The sequence below is a fragment of the Niveispirillum sp. SYP-B3756 genome, assembly GCF_009495745.1.
In the GTDB taxonomy this organism is placed as follows: domain Bacteria; phylum Pseudomonadota; class Alphaproteobacteria; order Azospirillales; family Azospirillaceae; genus Niveispirillum.
In genome coordinates this window covers 300,026-317,387 of sequence record NZ_WIDQ01000003.1, presented here as the reverse complement: position 1 = coordinate 317,387, position 17,362 = coordinate 300,026, and the positions used below count along the sequence as shown (strand labels likewise).

Here is a 17,362-nt window from a genome sequence, read left to right as displayed (position 1 = left end):
TGGTCTTGCCCCATTGGTGGTAGCAATAGGTGAGCGGGAGAGCCCGGCCGGACGGGAAAGGTGCACCCAATGTACCTGACTGTTCTGACCCTTATGAGGAAGAGCGCGAATCTTGAACGAAATGGGCATCATCCGGGGCTTGTCGGAAGAAGATTACACGGCCCTGTTCGACCGAATCGCTGCGTCCTCTCAGGGTGTTGCCTTCCTGCGTGAACATGCCCGGCGTGCGGGTGAGACGGGGCAGGCGCAGCTTGAAGTCGCCCTGCGCGAAATGCGCGCCCTCTATAGCCAGCAGGCCAGCCTTTATCAGACCGCCGGCCGTGCGGAGGCGCTGCGTGGTGAGTTGATGGAAATGGCGGCCTCCATCGAACAGGCCCGCCGGGAGATCGCGGCCCTGCGCCCGAAAGAGACGGGAAATAACCGACTCGACATCGCCACCAATGAGCTGGACGCCATCGTCTCCACCACGGAACGGGCTTCCATCGAAATCCTGCAATCGGCCGAGCGGCTGATGGAAGTGGCGGGCCGGTTGAAGCGTGGCGGGGCCGATCCCGACCTCTGCGCCGATATCGAAAATGAAGTCACCAATATTTTCACCGCCTGTTCCTTCCAGGATCTGACGGGCCAGCGCACCAGTAAGGTAGTCAATGCGCTGCGCTATGTGGAACAGCGCGTCAATGCCATGATTGCCATATGGAATATCGAAGGGGTGAAACCAACCACCCCGGAGGAGCCGGAGGATAAGCGGCCTGATGCCCATCTGCTGGGCGGGCCGCGGTCCGATGGGGTGGACCAAAATGAGGTGGATGCGCTGATGTCTGGTTTTGCCACACCGGCACCGGCAGCAAAGCCGTCCACGTCGCCAGCACCCGCAAGCGCTGTTGACGAACCGCCCAATCCGTTGGACCAATCTGAAATCGACAATCTGTTCGACTGAATCACGGAGACTTTCGATGGATTACGCCGTCCAGACCGCTGCCGACGGGTTACGCGTCACCCTCGCGGGCCGCATGACGCTGGTGGATCATGAGAAGTTCCGCGCTGTGGTGGAATCAATCGAGCGGATGCAGGGTGAACGCTGCGTATTCGACCTCAGCGGGTTGGAGTTCGTGGATAGTTCCGGCCTTGGCATGTTCCTGATCGCCCGTGACGTGGCCCTGCCGAAGAATGTGGAGATTGAGCTGTTCGGGGCACAGGAATCGGTGCGCCGTATTTTGCAGATCGCCAAATTCCAGACGCTTTTCCGCGTCACGCCTTGATCGGACGGGGAGCCGCCAGCCGTGACCGCGCTGCCGCCAACCCCACCATCAGGCCCTGGCCGGCCGCCAGAAAGCGCCATCAATATTGGTGGTGATCTGGCGCCGGCACTGTTGCGGCGTATCGCGGTACTGCATGGATTCGGCATTGCCCCGCCGGGCACGCCCTGTACCATCATGATGACGTTGCGCGCCACGGATCGGGAGCTGCAGGCGTGCCTTGCTGAGGGCGCGCGGGGGTATGTGGAGGTGGAGAGCGATCTGGGCTTGCCTGCCCCCGCCCTGCGCGGCCTGACGGCATCGGATCGTCTGCATGTTTCCGTGACGACGGCCAGTTGTTTCAGCATGGCGATGCCCCCCATCCTGGGGGCGGAGATGATTGCGCGCGGCTGGCTGCTTCCGGATCGGGTGCATGATCTGGAACTGTGCCTGCACGAAGCGGTCAGCAACGCCGTGGTGCATGGCAATCTGGGTATCCGCAACGGGCCCGGTGGCGACCGGGAGGCGTTTGATCGCTTCCATCGTGAAATTCATAGCCGGATGACCGTGCGGGACTATGCCCGCCGCCGTGTCTCCATTGATATCAGCAACGAGGCTGATCGGGCACTGGTTGCCGTCAGTGATGAGGGGGAGGGGTATCAGGCGGCAAGTCCGGATGTGGCACCGGACGCCAAATCGGGCCGGGGCTTGCGCATTCTGCGGGAGTTGGCCGACGCGGTGGATGTCACCGCCGGTGGTTCCCGCATCAGCATGATGTTCAAACGATGAGTGGCGGTGCGGACAGCGAGAAGGGCGCCTTCCCCGGCGCGCCGCGTCGGATTGCCTTTGGCGATTTCCGTGTGCTGATTGTCGATGACAGCCGGTTCAACCGGGAAATCCTCTCGCGCTTCATGCATTGGGTGGGGATCGGCGGCATTGATTTCGCCACCAATGGCCAGGAAGGGCTGCAGCAGCTGGCAGCCCGTCATTATGATCTGGTGCTGCTGGACATCGACATGCCGGTGATGGATGGGTTGGCCATGTGCCGGCAGGTTCGCACCAACCCGGCCTGGGCCGATCTGCCGGTGCTGATGCAAACCTCCTCCCGCTCCGACCCGGCGGGGGTGAAGTGCTTTGAGGCCGGGGCATCGGATATTCTGGCCAAGCCGATCAATCCCGGTGAATGCATGGCCCGGGTGCGGCTGCATCTGGAAAAGCAGTTCTTCTTCCGCAACCTGTCTGATTTCCATCGCCGGCTGCAAAGCGACCTGAAGCTGGCCCGCAACATGCAGCTGTCGCTGATCCCGGATCAGCGGGCGATCACGGCGGCCGGGCTGCGCCACGGCCTGTCCATCGAGGGGCGGTTTGAGCCGTCGGACGAATTGGGCGGTGATTTCTGGACCATGTTTGATCTGGATGAAAACCGGCTGGGCATTCTAGCCGCCGATTTCTCCGGCCATGGCATTTCGGCCGCCATCAACACATTCCGTTTTCACACCCTGATTGAACGTATTCCCCCGCACGGGTACGAACCGGCGGCCTGGCTGACCATGCTGAACCGGCCGCTGAAGGATCTGCTGCCGGTGGGGCAGTTTGCCACCTGCTTCTATGGCATTATCGACCGGGCCGCCGGCACGCTGCGTTACGCGGCGGCCGGCGCGCCCAGCCCGCTGCTTTACTGCGCGGGCAAGAGCACCCTGCTGGATGCCAGCGGCCTGATGCTGGGCGTTTCCAACAATCCGCTGCTGACGGCGGATGAGGTGGCGTTTCCCCAGGGGACCAGCCTGCTGGTCTATTCCGACGCGGTGACGGAAGCGGAGGATCGCAACGGCCATTTGCTGGGGGAAGAGGGGCTGTTGCGGCTGGTCGATCAAACCTTCGGGACCGATGAAAAGCGGCTTGCACCTTTTCTTGCCGCCTTTGACACTGTGGTGCAGCGGCCCTTGGCCGATGATTTGACCGCCATCTGCATCAGCAGGCTGTAAGCCATGCCGGGAACTGGATTTTTCAGCGCCATTGCCGCCCTGGTGAAGCCGAACCGCCGTCGCTATGACCGGCGGTCGGTTTCCGCACCCGTCCATCTGCTTGTCGGATCGGATCGGTTCGAATGCCGCATCAGCGATGTTTCCGCCTCTGGCGCCTTGTTGGCAGGCGCCCCTTCCTTGCCGATCGGCACGCTGCTGGTGCTGGAGGTGCCGGCGGTGGGTGTGCAGGCTGATGCCCGTGTGGTTCGCCAATCCGCTCAGGGGATGGGGGTGGCCTTCACCAGGGAAGGGGTGGGGGCGATCATTGCTGGCTGGCTACGGGGACAAAGCCCGGCAGAGCCCGCCTGACGGGGCGGGGAATGGCGGCCCTGCGCCGGGTCTTCTTGCCGGGTGCCCATCGTCTGACAATATGCTACCTCTTCGCAGCCGGTGACGGGCATTGCCGTTGCCTGGATATGTGTCCGCTGATGGAAATTGCCTGCCTTGGCCACCCCGCCCCTGTCCAAAAATATAGCGGCTGTGCCCGCCGACAATAAGCGCAACCAGCCCACCTTCACGCTGGTGCGTCGCCTGATGCGCACCTATCTGGGGCCGTACAAGCTGCGGCTGGCCCTGGCTCTGGTGCTGATGGTGGCAGAGGCGGCCGGCACGGGTACCATCGCCCAGGGGCTGCAACCGCTTTTGGATACGGTGTTCCAGCCAGATAATCATGGCTATCTGCTGCCCTTCGCCGGGTTGATCTTTCTGGCCTTTGTCGTGCGCGGTGGCGCCTCCTATGGCCATTCGGTCATGGTCAACCATGTCGGCCAGCGGGTGGTGGCCCGCATCCAGGGGCAGGTTTACAGCCATCTGATCCGGTCCGATCTGGCCTATCTGCATGGTCGCGCCTCAGGCGAGTTGATTTCGCATCTGGTCAATGATGTGAACCAGATGCGCATGGCCGTGTCGGAATGCCTGACCGGCATCGTCAATAATGCGCTGACCCTGGTCGTGCTGATCGCGGTGATGTTCGAGAAGGACTGGCTGCTGGGCCTGATCGCCTTCACCGTCTTTCCCTTTTCCGGCTGGTTCCTGTCGCGCCTTGGCAAGCGGCTGCGCCGCATCGCCGCCCGCCAGCAGGCGGAGCTGGGCAATTTCTCTGCCGTGTTGAGCCAGACCTTCCAGGGCGCCCGCCATGTGAAGGCCTATGGCATGGAGGCATATGAGGAAAAGCGGGTCGGCGTGACCATCGACCGGTTGCGCAAGCTGACGGCCAAAAGCTATCGCACCGCCGCGTCGACCATGCCGATCAACGAGGTTTTCAGCGGTGTGGCCGTGGTCGGCATCATCCTTTATGGCGGTTATACGATCGGCACGGGTGACAGCACGGCGGGCCAGTTGGTGGCCTTTATCGGTGCCTTCATGCTGGCCTTCCAGCCGATGAAGGCGCTGACCAAGCTGAATGCCCAGTTGCAGATGGGGCTGGCGGCGGCAGAGCGGGTGCTGGCGGTGCTGGATGCCAAGCCCGCCATCCTGGATCGGCCCGATGCCAAAACGCTGCCGGTTTCCATGCATGGTATCCGGCTGGATCAGGTGCGCTTTGGCTATGGTGAGGATACCGTTGCCCTGAATGGTATTGATATTGATATCCCGCCCGGCCGCACCGTGGCCCTGGTGGGTGCCTCCGGTTCTGGCAAGACCACGGTGTTGAACCTGATTCCACGTTTTTACGATGTGGATGCGGGGCGGGTGCTGGTGGGCGGACAGGATATACGCGATGTCACGCTGGCCAGCCTGCGGGCCAATATCGCCCTGGTCAGCCAGGAAACGGCCCTGTTCGATGATACGATCCGCGCCAACATCGCCTATGGCCGCCCTGGCGCGTCAGAGGCAGAGGTGGAACAGGCCGCCCGCGATGCGGCGGCCCATGATTTTATCATCCAACTGCCCCAGGGCTATGACACGGTGGTGGGCGAACAGGGGCTGAAACTGTCCGGCGGCCAGCGCCAGCGCATTGCCATTGCCCGCGCCATGCTGAAGAACGCCCCCATCCTGCTGCTGGATGAGGCGACATCGGCCCTGGACAGCGAGTCCGAACGGGCCATCCAGGATGCGCTGCGCCGGTTGCAGGCCGGGCGCACCACCATGGTCATTGCCCACCGGCTGTCCACCATCATTGATGCCGACCGTATCTATGTGATGGACAGGGGCAAGGTGGTGGAACAGGGCACGCATGAGGAGCTGCTGGCGACCGGCGGTGCCTATGCCCGCTATTACGCCCTGCAGGCGGGGCTGGAGGGCTGATGGGCTGGTTGCTGGCGATCCTGGCGCTGTTGTATATCGCCTTTCTCGCCATGCTGACCCTACAGCAGGAAAAGCTGATCTTCCGGCCGCACCGGGGCCGTGTGAGCCCATCCGATTGGGGACTGGCTGATTTCCGGGTGGTACAGGCCGGCACGGCCGATGGCTTGGCGCTGGATTGCTGGTATCGCCCGGCCGATGGGCTGACCAAGCCTACCATCGCCTTGTTTCCCGGCAATGCCGGCCATCCCGGCTTGCGGGCGGACAAGGCGCTGGCGCTGGCCGATGCCGGCTATGGCGTGCTGATCGCCGGATATCGCGGCTATGCCGGCAATGAGGGGGAACCGTCGGAGAAGGGGTTGCTGGCTGACGGGCGGGCCGCCCTGGATTTCCTGGTCGGGCAGGGTGTGTCGGGCCGAAAGCTGGTGATCTGGGGCGAAAGCCTGGGAACGGGCATCGCCGTGCCGCTGGCCGTCGAACGCGGGCTGGCCGCCCTGATCCTGGAGGCACCTTTCACCAGCCTGTCGGATGTCGCGGCCCAGCGATACCCATTCATACCCGTGCGCGCCCTGCTGCGTCACCGTTTCAACAGTGCGGCTTTCATGGCGGAGGTGCACGCCCCGGTGCTGATCCTGCATGGCCGCGCCGACCGCACCATCCCGGTGGCGTTGGGGGAGGCGCTGGAGGCACTGGCGACCACCCCCGTCACCGCCTGGCGCCCGGCAGCGGGCGCCCATACCGACCTGATGGCCCATGGCGCCATGGCGCAGGTGCTGGCCTTCCTGGGTGGCGAGGCGGGAAAGCCCTCACCGGTGGAGATGGAACAGGTTCGCAGCGGTGGCCGGTCGCTTATCGTTCGCCCGTGAGCGCGATCAGGTCGGCCAGCGCTTCGGGCGTATCCGCATCGCGCAGCACGCCGTCGCGATCCATCGGCACGTCGCAGATGGCGGTGGCGTGGCGCAGCAACAGGTCACGGGCGCCCCTGTCGCCGCTCAAGCCCTGCATTTCCGGCAGATAGGTGCTGTTCCACAGAATGGGGTTGCCGCGCTGCCCGCCATGGCTGGGCACGCAGATGCCGCGCCCATCGGCGGGGGAGAAGGCGGCGATCAGCCGATCAATATCCGCCGCTGTCACCAGGGGCATGTCCCCCAGCAGCACCATCACCCCATCCAGGTCGGCGGGCAGGCTGGCCAGCCCGACTTTCAGGCTGGCGCTCATCCCCGCCGCATGATCGGCGGCATGGGTGATGTGGAGCGGTTGGCCGTTCAGCATCGCCCTTACCGCCGCATCATCATGGCCCGTCACCAGCGTCAGCCCGGATAGCTGAGACGCGACCGCCGCATCCACCACATGGCGCAGCAGGGGCTTGCCCTGCAAAGGCAGCAACAATTTATTTTTCTGGCCCATGCGCCGGCTGCTGCCGGCGGCCAGGATCAGCCCATGGATGCGCGGCTGCCGGGCACCCACGGCGCGGGGTACCGGGCGTTCCGCCACCTCTGCCAGCAGGCCGCCAACACCCATCGCCATGATATCATCCGGCGCCACATCCAATCCCGCACCGAACCGCCAGAGCAGCCAATCCACCCCATTCAGTTTGGGGGAGCGGGCACAGCCGGGCAGGCCCAATACCGGCTTGCCCTGCCGTTCCCCCAACATCAACAGATTGCCGGGATCAACCGGCATCCCCAGATGGCGCACCGTGCCACCCGCCTGTTCCAGCGCCAGCGGGATGACATCGCGCCGATCGGTAATGGCCGAGGCCCCAACGATCAACAGCAGATCGGCCCTGTTCGCCGCCAGCACAGCGGCCAGGGCCGTTTCCTCATGCGCCACCCGCTGTTCCCAGGCCAAGCTGGCGCCAATCCCCGCCAGCCGCTGCGCCAGCACGGCCCTTGTCTTGTCCAGCACGCCGGGCTTGGTGCCGGGCAGCAGCGTCTGCACCAGCCCCACCGACAGGCCAGCCCAGGGGGAAAGCCAGATCGACGGTTCCCCCAGAACCTGTTCCACCTGCGAAATGATGCTTTCAGGAACAGCGAAGGGAATGATCTTCACCGTCGCCACCATCTGCCCCGCCACCACCGGCGTGAAGGGGGGCAGGGTGGCGATGGTCACCCCTTCATCAATCCGGTTTGCCCGGTCAATCACCGCCCGGTCCAGCACCAGCAGGCCGTCGCTGGCCGCGAACAGGTTGACCCGGCCGGTAAAGGCCGCCCCTCGCGTCAGTCCGGGCCCGGCCAGCGGCTGGCCAACGCGGGTGGCGGCCCGGTCTTCCGCCACATCATCGGCGTCCAGTTGGGCGACAATGATCGTTTCGATACCGGATGCAATGATCCTGTCCGTATCTGTCACCGTCAATACATGGCCCTTGCGCAGGCGCAGATCGGGCAGTGACAGGGCATGGGCCAGGATATGCCCAGCCGCCATAAGGGTTGGTACGGAACCGAAACGCATCCGCCTTATTCCTTTGGCGCTTTTTGTTTGGGCCCCCGCAGGTGCAGCACCATGTCGGCCAGGATGGAGAGGGCGATTTCCTGCGGGCTGACGGCCCCGATATCCAGCCCGACCGGCCCCCGGATGCGGGCGAAATCCGCCGCGGTCACCCCATCGGCCAACAGCCGTTCGCGGCGGCTGGCATGGCTTTTCCGGCTGCCCAGGGCACCGATATAGAAGGCGGGCGTGGCAAGGGCGGCCTTCAGGGCCGGATCGTCGAATTTGGGATCATGGCTGAGCGTCACGATGGCGCTGCGTGCATCGGGCTGCAAGGCCGCCAGCGCCTCATCCGGCCATTCCGGCACCAGGGCGATGTCGGGGAACCGCTCCGGCGTGGCAAAGGCCGCACGCGGGTCGATCACCACCACCTGATATCCGGCCAGCCGCGCCGCCGGGGCCAATGCCTGGGCCAGATGCACCGCACCGATGATGAACAGCCGCAAAGGCGGGGCGAAGATATTGATGAAGAAACGGCCATCATAGAATTCCACCATGCCGCTGCGATCATGGCGGATGGCATCCAGCACCTGGGGCAGGAATTCATCCTCCAGCCCGACATCGCCCTGCTGCCGCCCATCGCCGCCCACCAGGGTCTGGAAGCCGGTGCCCATATCGGTGACCAGGGCGACCGCCTGGCCGGCCTGCTGGGCCCGACGCAGGGCTTCGAACACACGGCGTTTCATGTTACCGGCTCCAGATAGATCTCCAGCTTGCCGCCACAGGCCAGGCCCACTTCCCAGGCCATGTCATTGCTGATGCCGAAGGAGAGCAGGCGCGGCTCCCCCTCCTGCATCACCTTTTCCGCCTGCAGCGCCACCGCCCCTTCGATACAGCCGCCGGAAACCGATCCGGCCATGGCACCGTCCCCGGCAATGGCCATCAGGCTGCCGACGGGGCGGGGGGCGGAACCCCAGGTGCCGATGACGGTGGCCAGTACCACCGGTTTGCCCGCCGCCAGCCAGTCGGCGGCCTGCTGCAAGATCAGGGCGTTATCCGCCGCCAGCGTACTCATGATGCAGCCTCCGGCCCTTCGGGGGAAATGTGGGTGCCACAGATGGGGATTTTATCGGAAAGGCCCAGCGGCTCAACCCAGGCGCCGGCCCTGGCTCCCCGCCAGCTCCTGGATCAATTGCCATGCCACGCGGCCCGACCGGTTGCCGCGTGTGACCGACCATTCCACGGCGGCGGCGTGCAATTCCTCCACCGGGATACTCAGGCCATAGGCGGCGGCATAGCCCTCGATCATGGCGAAGAACGTATCCTGGTCGCAGGAATGGAAGCCCAGCCACAGGCCGAACCGGTCGGACAGGCTGATCTTCTCCTCCACCGCCTCCGCCGGGTTGATGGCCGTCGAGCGTTCATTCTCGATCATGTCGCGCGGCATCAGATGGCGGCGGTTGGAGGTGGCATAGAGCAGCACATTTTCCGGCCGTCCCTCGATCCCGCCTTCCAGCATGGCCTTCAGGGATTTGTACTGGCCGTCATCGGTGCCGAACGAGAGGTCATCACAGAACAGCAGGAAGCGGCGGTCGCTGACGCGCAGCACATCCAGCAGCTTGGGCAGGGTGGGGATATCCTCCCGGTGGATTTCCACCAGCACCAGAAGACCCGGCGCATCACGGTTGATGCGGGCATGGATGGATTTCACCAGGGAGCTTTTGCCCATGCCCCGGGCACCCCACAGCAGGGCATTGTTGGCCGGCAGGCCACGGGCGAAGCGCTGGGTATTTTCCAGCAATTGCTGGCGCTGCCGGTTGATGCCCTGCAACAGTTCCAGCTCCACGAAGGACACCTTTTCCACCGGCACCAGGGCCAGTTCCGCCGCGCGCCAGACAAAGGCGTCGGCCGCCGCCAGATCGGCGCGCGGCGTGGCGGGCGGGGCCAGCCGGTCCAGCGCGTCGGCAATGCGGGACAGGATCGGCAGCAACGGATGGGAAGTGTCGGTCATGGTCATGCGTCTGTCGCGGTTTTCGGGCAAGATGGGGGCTTGCGGGCGGCAAGCGCCCACCCCAATTGTGCGGGGCCGGAACGGTAGCATGTGGAAGCGGCCATCAAACCCGGTTCAGCCGCATGGCTGGGGTGAGTTTCGGTTGCAACCCGCCCGTCCCCTTGTATAGTCCCCGCGTCTGGCGTTTCGCCTGAAAAGATCCGTCCTTTGAGGAGCAGTTGATGTTCATTTCCACGGCCTATGCCCAGGCTGCCGCAGCCCCGACCGATGGGGGCGGGATGCAACAGTTGATGTCGCTGGCGCCGCTGGTGCTGATTTTCGTCGTCTTCTATTTCCTGCTGATCCGTCCGCAGCAGAAGAAGATGAAGGAACATAAGTCGATGCTGGACGCCCTGCGCCGGGGCGACAAGGTCGTCACCGGCGGCGGCATTGTCGGCACCGTCATCAAGGTGGGTACCGATGATGATGTGACGGTGGAAATCGCCGAGGGCGTGCGCGTCCGCGTCATGCGCGGCACCATCACCAGCGTGCTGAGCAAGACCGAGCCGGTGAAGGGCGACGATAAGTAATATCATCGCTTGTTGTGCCTGAAAGGCCCGCGCAGCCCTTGGGAACAGGGGTAACGCGGGCCTTGTTATATCGGACATACACAGCCGAGGTATCCGATGGATGTGACCCCGATCATCCCCGCCGACCGTCAGGTGATCGACACCTATGGCCCCGGCATATTCCGCGTTTCCAACCGGCTGTATCAGGGTGCGGTGATCGTGCAGCCGGACGTCACCCACCCCTGGGATGTCAGCGGATTCGCCGGGTTGGTACTGGAAAGCTTCGCCCTGATCACCCAGGCCGACCCGAAGGTGGAGGTGCTGCTGCTGGGCTGTGGGGCGAAGATGCAGTTGCTGCCGTCCGCCCTGCGCAAGGCGCTGCGGGAGGCCGGCGTGGTGGTGGATGTGATGGACAGCCCCGCCGCCTGCCGCACCTATAATGTACTGCTGGCCGAAGGGCGGCGCGTGGCGGCCGCCCTGCTGCCGGTTTAAGTCTGTACCAGCCGGGCGGCGCGCTGGCCCGACAGCACCGCCCCTTCAATGGTGGCGGGCAGGCCGGTATCGGTCCAGTCCCCCGCCAGCAGCATATTATCCAACCCAGGTACCCGCGCACCGGGCCGCTGCGCTGCGTTGGCCGGCGTAGCGGCGAAACCGGCCCGCCGCTCCTTGATGATGCGGCAAGGCGGGCAGGGGGCTGTCGGCGTCCCCAACAGGCGGGCGATATCCGCCCATAAAAGTGTCGCCAGGGCCTCTGATGGCTGCTCCATCCAGCGGTCAGCAGCGCTGACCGTGACCGACAGCACATCGCCCCGCCGGAACAGCCATTCTGCCACCCCGCCGACCAGCCCGATGAAGGGCGGGAGTGACGGTACCGGTACAGGCAGACGGAAATGGGCGTTCAGGATGGCGCCATGGTCCAGCGGCACCGTCAGACCCGGCAGCAGCTCCGCCGTAACAGGTGCCGGCAGGGCCAGCACCACGCGATCCTGCGGCCCCAGACCAACCGGCCCATCGTTGAAATCCAGTGCCACCACCCGCCCGGCCTGGATGGTCAGGCCGCGCAGGCGATGCCCAACATGCAGGGGCACATCCCTGGCCCGCAGCCAGGCCAAAGCCGGATCGATAAAGGCCCCCGACAGACCGGCAGCACCAGCGAAATAGGGCCGGCAGGCCGCCGGCCCCTTCAGCAGGGTGCGGCGGAAAACAGACCAGAGCAGAGCGGCGGATGCCGCCGCCGGGGCCGTGTTGAGGATGGCGATGGTCAGCGGCTGCCAGAGACGCTGGCCGATGGGGCTGTCCATTGCCAGCACATCGACCACCCGCGCCTGCCGCCCGTGGAGCGGCAGGGCCAGCGGGCGCAGATAGTCCCACCAGCGTGTGCCGGGCACCCTGCGAGCGGGATCGAATATCCAGCCGGGACCATGGCCGGGGCGCAGCACCCAGCCTTCCCCGCTGGCCAGATCATGGAAGGGCAGTTCCACCCTCTCCGAGCTTTCCAGCGCCGCCCGTCCGCCGATCCGGTCTAGATAGGCCAGGGCATGATGATTGGCCCCCAGCAGCAGATGGTTGCCATTATCGATCACACGATCCAGCAGCGGGTCATGGAAGGACCGACAGCGCCCGCCAGCCTGCAGGGCGGCTTCATGCAGCATGACCGCCCGCCCGGCCGCCGCCAATTCCACGGCGCAGGCCAAGCCGGCCAGACCGGCGCCGACAATATGGGTGACGGGCTGGGACAAGCTGGCGATCAGGGGCGCGGCGGCCGGCCGATAATGCTGCCCGCCGCGATGCGGATTTTCTCCAGCTTGCTGAGCTTCGGCCGGCGCAGCAGGGCCGCCGGGTTCCATCCCCGTTGCCGCAGCCGGCGCAGGATGCGGTAATAAAGCCGGATCATGGCGATGGCCGGGCGCAGGGGCCGCACATCCCCCTTCAACAGGGTGGCGGCACGGCGGAACGCATCCTCCGTCCGCAAGGCCAGCGCCTCACAGGCGGCGGGAAAGGCGGGGTGGCCCAGCACCGCCTGCGGGTCGCGTCTGGCCATGGCCGGATCGATCCCCACCTGCAGCAGAATGTCCGCCGGCATGTAGCAGCGACCGATGGCGGCATCTTCCGCCAGATCGCGCAGGATATTGGTCAGTTGCAGACTATGGCCCACGGCGACGGCAAAGGCATCCGCCTCCGCATCGCTGCGCCCGAACACCCGTACGCAGAGCAGACCGACGGCACCGGCCACGCGGCGGCAATAAAGTTCCAGCACGGCCGGTTCGGGCGCCCGTACCGGCCCGTCAATATCCATCATCATGCCGTCAACGACGGCCTGCAGCTCCGCCTGGGGTAGCTTGTAGCGGTCGATGGCGGCGGCCAGATCGCGCAACGGCCCGTTGCGCTCCGTCTCCGCCGTGGCAGGGCTGTAGAGCGCATCGACGCGGCGGCGCCATTCCGCCACCGCCACACGCTTGGCCTCAGCCGTGCCGGGGCCATCGGCAATATCGTCCACGGCACGGCAGAAACCATAAATGGCAAACATGGCCTGCCGCTTGTCCGGGGCCAGGAAGCGCAGCGGCCAATAGAAGGTGGAGTTCTCCCCCGCCTGTTTGGACAAGGACGGGCAGGGGCCGCGCCGGGCCGGGCGGTGGGCGATGCCGCGCGCTACCCCCTTGACCACCGCCCCCAGGCGGGCAAAGCTGCCCAACTGCACCCGCGCCGCCAACGGATCATGCTGGCGCAGCCGACGCGACAGGCTTTGCGCCAGGGAGACGATCACCGCCGCCTCCAGCCGCAGGCCGGTATTGATGATGTGGCAGGGCAGCGTTTCCGCCCGGACCAGCAATTCATCTACCCGGTCAAGCACCCGGTTGATTACCTGCCGCACGGCGGGTGTGGCCTGCCGTTCCACCAAATGTTCAGCACTGCCCCCTGCCTCATCAAACCAGTTCAGTGGCATATAGCAGCGGCCAATATCCACCCAGTCAGACCGGCAGTCTTGAACATGGTTCAATATCTGCAGGGCCGTGCAGAGCGCATCAGCCGCCGGGGCGGCGGCCATGCTTTCGCCATGCAGTTCCAGCAGGAAGCGGCCCACCGGATTGGCGGAATAACGGCAGTAAAGCAGCAGATCATCCCATTGCCGGCAATGGCTGCCCAGGGCATCGCGCCGGAAGGCCTGCAGCAATTGGCGGGCGTGCAGGCCGGATACGCCGGTCGCCGCCTGGCTGGCCTTCAATTGCAGGGCAGGGGCCAGCCAGGGCTGATTGCCCACCCCGCTGACCAGGGCGCGTTCCAGCGCGTCCAACTGCGCAATGCGCATGTCCGGTTCGGCCAAGGGATCATCGGCAATATCATCGGCCAGCCGGGCAAAGGCGTAGAAGGCCATGACATGCGGCCGCAGCGGGGCCGGAATCAAGCGGGAGGCAACGGGGAAATTTTCCTCCGCCGCTGATTTGCGCAGGCTCGGGCCACCGGAGGGTATCCCCGGTTGGGCGGCAGGATGGGCGGTGCGGAAATCAGCCATGGGTGCTGCTCGCGGAGGACGGTCGGCACTACTTTGCCAGATCATGTGCCGGGGGAGAAGCCACCTCAGCGCCTTAAGTTCCCCTGTGGCGAAAAGCCATAAAAAAACCCCGACCGGTTAACACGGTCGGGGCCTTGCTCAACCTTTTAGGTTAAGACTTTAAGGATGACCTTATACCAACCCGTCGAAAGCTTGAGCTTTCGGCGGGTTGGAGGCCGGCGACCGCCGGCCCGCGGGCACGTGCCCGCGTAAGCCAAGGGCGCGGATGCGCCTGCCCGGCGCCTGAGGGAACGCAAAATCTCCCTGGATCGGTCACGATCAAGGGAGATTGATGTTAGATCACCGAGCCGGCCTTGATCTTGGCCAGACGGGCATTGACGGCATCCCAGTTCACCACGTTCCACCAGGCGGCCAGATAGTCCGCGCGGCGGTTCTGGTACTTCAGGTAATAGGCGTGTTCCCACACGTCGTTACCGAACAGCACCGGGGTGCGGTTGAACAGCGGGGTGTCCTGGTTCGGCTGGGCAACGATGGCCAGCTTGCCGGCGGTGTCGGCGGTAACGAACACCCAACCAGAGCCAAACTGCTTGGTGCCGGCTTCGTTGAACTTCTTCTTGAAGTCCTCAAACGAACCGAAATCGCGGACGATGGCGGAACCAACCTCGCCGGTCGCCTCGCCACCACCATTCGGGCCCATGATGGACCAGAACATGGAATGGTTGGCGTGACCGCCGCCATTGTTGCGGACAACGGTGCGGATGCTTTCCGGCAGCTCGCCCAGGCGGGCCAGCAGGTCTTCCAGCGACAGGCCATGCAGCTGGCTGTGGTCAGCCAGGGCATTGTTCAGGTTAGTGATATAGGTCTGGTGGTGCTTGCCATGATGCAGACCCATGGTCTGGGCATCGATGTGCGGCTCCAGCGCTGCGGTGTCGTAGCTGAGTTCCGGCAGGGTGAACGCCATGATGGACGGCTCCTGTGGCTGAATGTTGCACCGCCCCAATTGTTGGAACGGCCTGACACGGGGTTGAGAGATACGACCGTGTAGCCCTATGGTCAACCCGCTGCGGTGGCAAAGGTTCAATCATCTCCACAGGATGAACGGACCCTAGGAAAGGGGCGTACCAGCGCCTATAAGCCATGCTTCCAATCCCGTTCCGCCGCCGCCAGAGACCCCCGATATGGCCGAACCGATCCTGAGCGCGTGCGCCGACTCCGTGCGCCGCTACGACCATGACCGGTACCTGACCGCCCTGTTCGCCCCCGCCGACCGGCGCGAAGATTTGTTCGCGCTCTATGCCTTCAATCTGGAAGTCGCCAAGACGCGGGAGGTGGTGAGCGAGCCCATGCTGGGCCAGATCCGCCTGCAATGGTGGCGGGAAAGCATCGAGGGGGCCTATGCAGGCCAGCCCCGCCGGCATGAGGTGGTGGAGCCGCTGGCCGCTGCCATCGCCCGCCATAGGCTGGACAGCGCCCTGTTCGACCGGCTGATCGACGGGCGCGAAGCCGACATGGATGACGAGGCGCCGGCCGATCTGGAATGCCTGATCAACTATGCCCAGGTCACCGGCGCCCCGGTGATGCAACTGGCGGCCCAGATACTGGGGGCGAACGATCCGGCCAGCCAGGAGGCGGCACGGTTGGTTGGCACCGGCTGGGCCCTGACCGGCATCATCCGCGCCGTGCCCTTTCTGGCGCGCGGCCACCGTTCCCGCCTGCCGGCCAATCTGATGATCCAGCATGGCGTGACCGAACCGGCACTGTATGAGATGAAGCCGGAAGCGGGACTGGCCAAAGTGGTGCAGGCGGTGGCCGACAGTGCTGCCGACCATCTGCAACGCGCCCGCGCCCTGCGCGGTCAAGTCGCCAAGGCGGCCCTGCCGGCCTTGCTGCCAGCCAGGCTGGGCGACCATTATCTGGGGCGGATCGCCAAGCTGGGCTATGACCCGCTCCACCGCGACCTGCTGCGCCCGCAGGTTGGGAGACAGATCAGTCTGGCCTGGGCGGGGTTGTGGGGGCGGTATTAGAGCCGGGTGCGTTTAACCGGAAACGCACCCGGCTCCAAGCCCTTGTTCAGCGAGCGGATTCACGCTCCAAAGCGATTCCGCTTTTCCGCGATCCGCTCTAATCCCCCAACCGCCAGTCCGCCGGGGCTGGTCGGCGGTCGCCAGCCATGAAGCGGCCGCCATAGGGGGCAAGGCAGAGATCCACCAGAGCCAGCACCTCCGACGGATCCTGATTGGCAAACAACTCCCCAAAGGCATGTTCGAAGGTGGCGGCCAGCATCGGGTCAAGCCGCATCAGTGCCTTGGCCAGCCCCTTGCCGGTGCCTGTCCAGGCACCGGCGGCGCGCACGGTGAAATCCGCCAGATCAATATAAAGCCGCGCCCCGATGGCCAGTTGCTCAGCCGGACTGCGCGGCTGGGCCAGATCGGCGGCAAGGTCGGAGATGGCATAGCGGCGGGACCGGTTCTCCTCCTCCGGCAATTCGGGCGGGCCGCCATCCAGCACGGCCTGAGCCTGCCGTTTCAATTCCTCAATCAGGCCGGGATCGCCCGCCACCGGCAATCCATTGGCCACCATGCGGGCCAGTGAGGGCTTGCCTATCTGGCGATCCGCCTCCCAGAAATAGGCGAGCGTATCGGGATCGTGCAGGAACAGTTCCACCGTGATGCCCAGCCGTTCATGCGTCTCCCGCACAGCACTGGGCAGGTGATGATAGACCAGCACGGCATCAATATCCGATCCCGGCCCGGCGTTGCCCTTGGCGACGGAACCGGCCAGAAAGGCGGCGATCACATCGGGCTGATCGGTCCATTCCCGCAGGACGGTGTCGGCAATCTCGATGGTGGGCGTGATGTTCATGCCGCGTTCCCTTGGGTGACGGTCAGCGCCAGGGTGAGGGCGCGTTCAACGGTGGCAAGGCGAACCGCGGTGCGGTCGCCAGGGAAGACATGGCGTTCCACCAGCACCTCACCGCCCCGCCGGGCACGGGCGATATAGACCAGCCCCACCGGTTTTTCAGCCGAACCGCCCCCCGGCCCGGCAATGCCGGTGACGGCCAGCGTAACGTCAGCCCGCGAATGGGCCAGTGCGCCCAGCGCCATGGCACAGGCGACCGGCTCGCTGACGGCGCCATGATCGGCGATCAGCACCGCCGGCACGCCCAGCATCGCCGTCTTGGCTTCGTTGGTGTAGGTGACAAAGCCCCGGTCCACCACGGCGGACGATCCGGCCACGGCGGTCAGGCAGCCGGCGATCAGCCCGCCGGTACAGCTTTCCGCCGTGGCGATCCACAGGCCCGCCGTCTGATAGGCATCGCGGATATCATCGGCCAGCTTGGTCAGGTGTTCCGGGAACATCGGCCA

19 protein-coding genes are annotated in these 17,362 nt (G+C 65.2%); 10 read left to right on the top strand and 9 right to left on the bottom strand.

All coding sequences use genetic code 11. From position 1 onward, the window contains the following. Positions 1–112: 112 nt before the first annotated feature. From GE253_RS08480 to GE253_RS08450, 7 genes are all read left to right on the top strand, one after another. Positions 113–937 carry a hypothetical protein gene (locus tag GE253_RS08480; RefSeq protein WP_173012562.1) on the top strand — a complete coding sequence of 275 codons (825 nt, stop codon included), beginning with the start codon at positions 113–115 and terminating at the stop codon, positions 935–937. A 16-nt stretch (positions 938–953) separates the two neighbouring features. After that, on the top strand, positions 954–1,259 hold the full coding sequence (locus GE253_RS08475; RefSeq protein WP_089289606.1) for an STAS domain-containing protein: 306 nt from the start codon (positions 954–956) through the stop codon (positions 1,257–1,259). Positions 1,260–1,280: 21 nt separating this feature from the next. Next, positions 1,281–2,024: an ATP-binding protein gene (locus GE253_RS08470; protein ID WP_153203688.1), complete on the top strand. Its 744-nt coding sequence runs from the start codon at positions 1,281–1,283 to the stop codon at positions 2,022–2,024. Next, positions 2,021–3,220 carry a fused response regulator/phosphatase gene (locus tag GE253_RS08465; protein WP_153203686.1) on the top strand — a complete coding sequence of 400 codons (1,200 nt, stop codon included), beginning with the start codon at positions 2,021–2,023 and terminating at the stop codon, positions 3,218–3,220. The genes GE253_RS08470 and GE253_RS08465 overlap by 4 nt, the downstream gene beginning before the upstream one ends. A 3-nt stretch (positions 3,221–3,223) precedes the next feature. Continuing rightward, positions 3,224–3,568, top strand: coding sequence for a PilZ domain-containing protein (locus tag GE253_RS08460; protein ID WP_153203685.1), 345 nt, complete (start codon positions 3,224–3,226; stop codon positions 3,566–3,568). 135 nt (positions 3,569–3,703) lie between these two features. After that, positions 3,704–5,503: an ABC transporter ATP-binding protein gene (locus GE253_RS08455; protein WP_247878558.1), complete on the top strand. Its 1,800-nt coding sequence runs from the start codon at positions 3,704–3,706 to the stop codon at positions 5,501–5,503. Further along, positions 5,503–6,366: an alpha/beta hydrolase gene (locus GE253_RS08450; RefSeq protein WP_153203683.1), complete on the top strand. Its 864-nt coding sequence runs from the start codon at positions 5,503–5,505 to the stop codon at positions 6,364–6,366. The genes GE253_RS08455 and GE253_RS08450 overlap by 1 nt, the downstream gene beginning before the upstream one ends. On the opposite strand, the gene GE253_RS08445 is transcribed toward GE253_RS08450, so the two are convergent. From GE253_RS08445 to GE253_RS08430, 4 genes are all read right to left on the bottom strand, one after another. Next, on the bottom strand, positions 6,350–7,951 hold the full coding sequence (locus tag GE253_RS08445; RefSeq protein WP_153203681.1) for a molybdopterin-binding/glycosyltransferase family 2 protein: 1,602 nt from the start codon (positions 7,949–7,951) through the stop codon (positions 6,350–6,352). The two genes, GE253_RS08450 and GE253_RS08445, sit on opposite strands and share 17 nt — an antisense overlap. A 5-nt stretch (positions 7,952–7,956) precedes the next feature. After that, complete coding sequence (locus GE253_RS08440; RefSeq protein ID WP_153203680.1) at positions 7,957–8,673, bottom strand: XdhC family protein; 717 nt, start codon at positions 8,671–8,673, stop codon at positions 7,957–7,959. Beyond that, entirely contained in the window at positions 8,670–9,002 is a 333-nt protein-coding gene (locus GE253_RS08435; protein WP_153203679.1) for an XdhC family protein, read from the bottom strand. Before GE253_RS08435 ends, GE253_RS08440 begins: the two co-directional genes overlap by 4 nt. Positions 9,003–9,074: 72 nt before the next feature. Then, complete coding sequence (locus GE253_RS08430; protein ID WP_153203678.1) at positions 9,075–9,938, bottom strand: ATP-binding protein; 864 nt, start codon at positions 9,936–9,938, stop codon at positions 9,075–9,077. Positions 9,939–10,159: 221 nt separating this feature from the next. Between GE253_RS08430 and yajC the strand changes: the two genes are divergently transcribed. Together yajC and GE253_RS08420 are read left to right on the top strand one after the other, a co-directional pair. Further along, on the top strand, positions 10,160–10,507 hold the full coding sequence (gene yajC / locus GE253_RS08425; RefSeq protein WP_089289598.1) for a preprotein translocase subunit YajC: 348 nt from the start codon (positions 10,160–10,162) through the stop codon (positions 10,505–10,507). A 96-nt stretch (positions 10,508–10,603) separates the two neighbouring features. Next, on the top strand, positions 10,604–10,978 hold the full coding sequence (locus GE253_RS08420; protein ID WP_153203677.1) for an Mth938-like domain-containing protein: 375 nt from the start codon (positions 10,604–10,606) through the stop codon (positions 10,976–10,978). On the opposite strand, the gene hpnE is transcribed toward GE253_RS08420, so the two are convergent. The 3 genes from hpnE to GE253_RS08405 form a co-directional block, all read right to left on the bottom strand. Then, the gene (gene hpnE / locus GE253_RS08415; RefSeq protein ID WP_247878557.1) at positions 10,975–12,225 is read right to left on the bottom strand and encodes a hydroxysqualene dehydroxylase HpnE; all 1,251 of its coding nucleotides are present in this window, start codon (positions 12,223–12,225) and stop codon (positions 10,975–10,977) included. The two genes, GE253_RS08420 and hpnE, sit on opposite strands and share 4 nt — an antisense overlap. A gap of 8 nt (positions 12,226–12,233) precedes the next feature. Continuing rightward, positions 12,234–13,997 carry a squalene/phytoene synthase family protein gene (locus tag GE253_RS25805; protein ID WP_173012561.1) on the bottom strand — a complete coding sequence of 588 codons (1,764 nt, stop codon included), beginning with the start codon at positions 13,995–13,997 and terminating at the stop codon, positions 12,234–12,236. 334 nt (positions 13,998–14,331) lie between these two features. Next, the gene (locus GE253_RS08405; RefSeq protein ID WP_153203675.1) at positions 14,332–14,958 is read right to left on the bottom strand and encodes a superoxide dismutase; all 627 of its coding nucleotides are present in this window, start codon (positions 14,956–14,958) and stop codon (positions 14,332–14,334) included. A 217-nt stretch (positions 14,959–15,175) separates the two neighbouring features. Between GE253_RS08405 and GE253_RS08400 the strand changes: the two genes are divergently transcribed. Beyond that, entirely contained in the window at positions 15,176–16,021 is an 846-nt protein-coding gene (locus tag GE253_RS08400) for a phytoene/squalene synthase family protein (protein ID WP_153203674.1), read from the top strand. A 97-nt stretch (positions 16,022–16,118) separates the two neighbouring features. Here the strand turns inward: GE253_RS08400 and GE253_RS08395 are convergent, their stop codons facing one another. Continuing rightward, positions 16,119–16,859 (bottom strand): nucleotidyltransferase domain-containing protein, encoded by a 741-nt coding sequence (locus tag GE253_RS08395; protein ID WP_153203673.1) that lies wholly within the window; start codon positions 16,857–16,859, stop codon positions 16,119–16,121. Further along, positions 16,856–17,356, bottom strand: coding sequence for a CinA family protein (locus GE253_RS08390; RefSeq protein ID WP_153203672.1), 501 nt, complete (start codon positions 17,354–17,356; stop codon positions 16,856–16,858). Before GE253_RS08390 ends, GE253_RS08395 begins: the two co-directional genes overlap by 4 nt. Positions 17,357–17,362: the final 6 nt, after the last annotated feature.

What these genes read in the sequence shown, in the direction of transcription:
- GE253_RS08430 (WP_153203678.1), bottom strand. Translation starts at nt 9,938, where the DNA reads ATGACCGACACTTCCCATCCGTTGCTGCCGATCCTGTCCCGCATTGCC.
- GE253_RS08400 (WP_153203674.1), top strand. Translation starts at nt 15,176, where the DNA reads ATGGCCGAACCGATCCTGAGCGCGTGCGCCGACTCCGTGCGCCGCTAC.
- GE253_RS08475 (WP_089289606.1), top strand. Translation starts at nt 954, where the DNA reads ATGGATTACGCCGTCCAGACCGCTGCCGACGGGTTACGCGTCACCCTC.
- GE253_RS08420 (WP_153203677.1), top strand. Translation starts at nt 10,604, where the DNA reads ATGGATGTGACCCCGATCATCCCCGCCGACCGTCAGGTGATCGACACC.
- GE253_RS08460 (WP_153203685.1), top strand. Translation starts at nt 3,224, where the DNA reads ATGCCGGGAACTGGATTTTTCAGCGCCATTGCCGCCCTGGTGAAGCCG.
- GE253_RS25805 (WP_173012561.1), bottom strand. Translation starts at nt 13,997, where the DNA reads ATGGCTGATTTCCGCACCGCCCATCCTGCCGCCCAACCGGGGATACCC.
- GE253_RS08465 (WP_153203686.1), top strand. Translation starts at nt 2,021, where the DNA reads ATGAGTGGCGGTGCGGACAGCGAGAAGGGCGCCTTCCCCGGCGCGCCG.
- GE253_RS08440 (WP_153203680.1), bottom strand. Translation starts at nt 8,673, where the DNA reads ATGAAACGCCGTGTGTTCGAAGCCCTGCGTCGGGCCCAGCAGGCCGGC.
- GE253_RS08390 (WP_153203672.1), bottom strand. Translation starts at nt 17,356, where the DNA reads ATGTTCCCGGAACACCTGACCAAGCTGGCCGATGATATCCGCGATGCC.
- GE253_RS08405 (WP_153203675.1), bottom strand. Translation starts at nt 14,958, where the DNA reads ATGGCGTTCACCCTGCCGGAACTCAGCTACGACACCGCAGCGCTGGAG.
- GE253_RS08395 (WP_153203673.1), bottom strand. Translation starts at nt 16,859, where the DNA reads ATGAACATCACGCCCACCATCGAGATTGCCGACACCGTCCTGCGGGAA.
- GE253_RS08450 (WP_153203683.1), top strand. Translation starts at nt 5,503, where the DNA reads ATGGGCTGGTTGCTGGCGATCCTGGCGCTGTTGTATATCGCCTTTCTC.
- yajC (WP_089289598.1), top strand. Translation starts at nt 10,160, where the DNA reads ATGTTCATTTCCACGGCCTATGCCCAGGCTGCCGCAGCCCCGACCGAT.
- GE253_RS08445 (WP_153203681.1), bottom strand. Translation starts at nt 7,951, where the DNA reads ATGCGTTTCGGTTCCGTACCAACCCTTATGGCGGCTGGGCATATCCTG.
- GE253_RS08435 (WP_153203679.1), bottom strand. Translation starts at nt 9,002, where the DNA reads ATGAGTACGCTGGCGGCGGATAACGCCCTGATCTTGCAGCAGGCCGCC.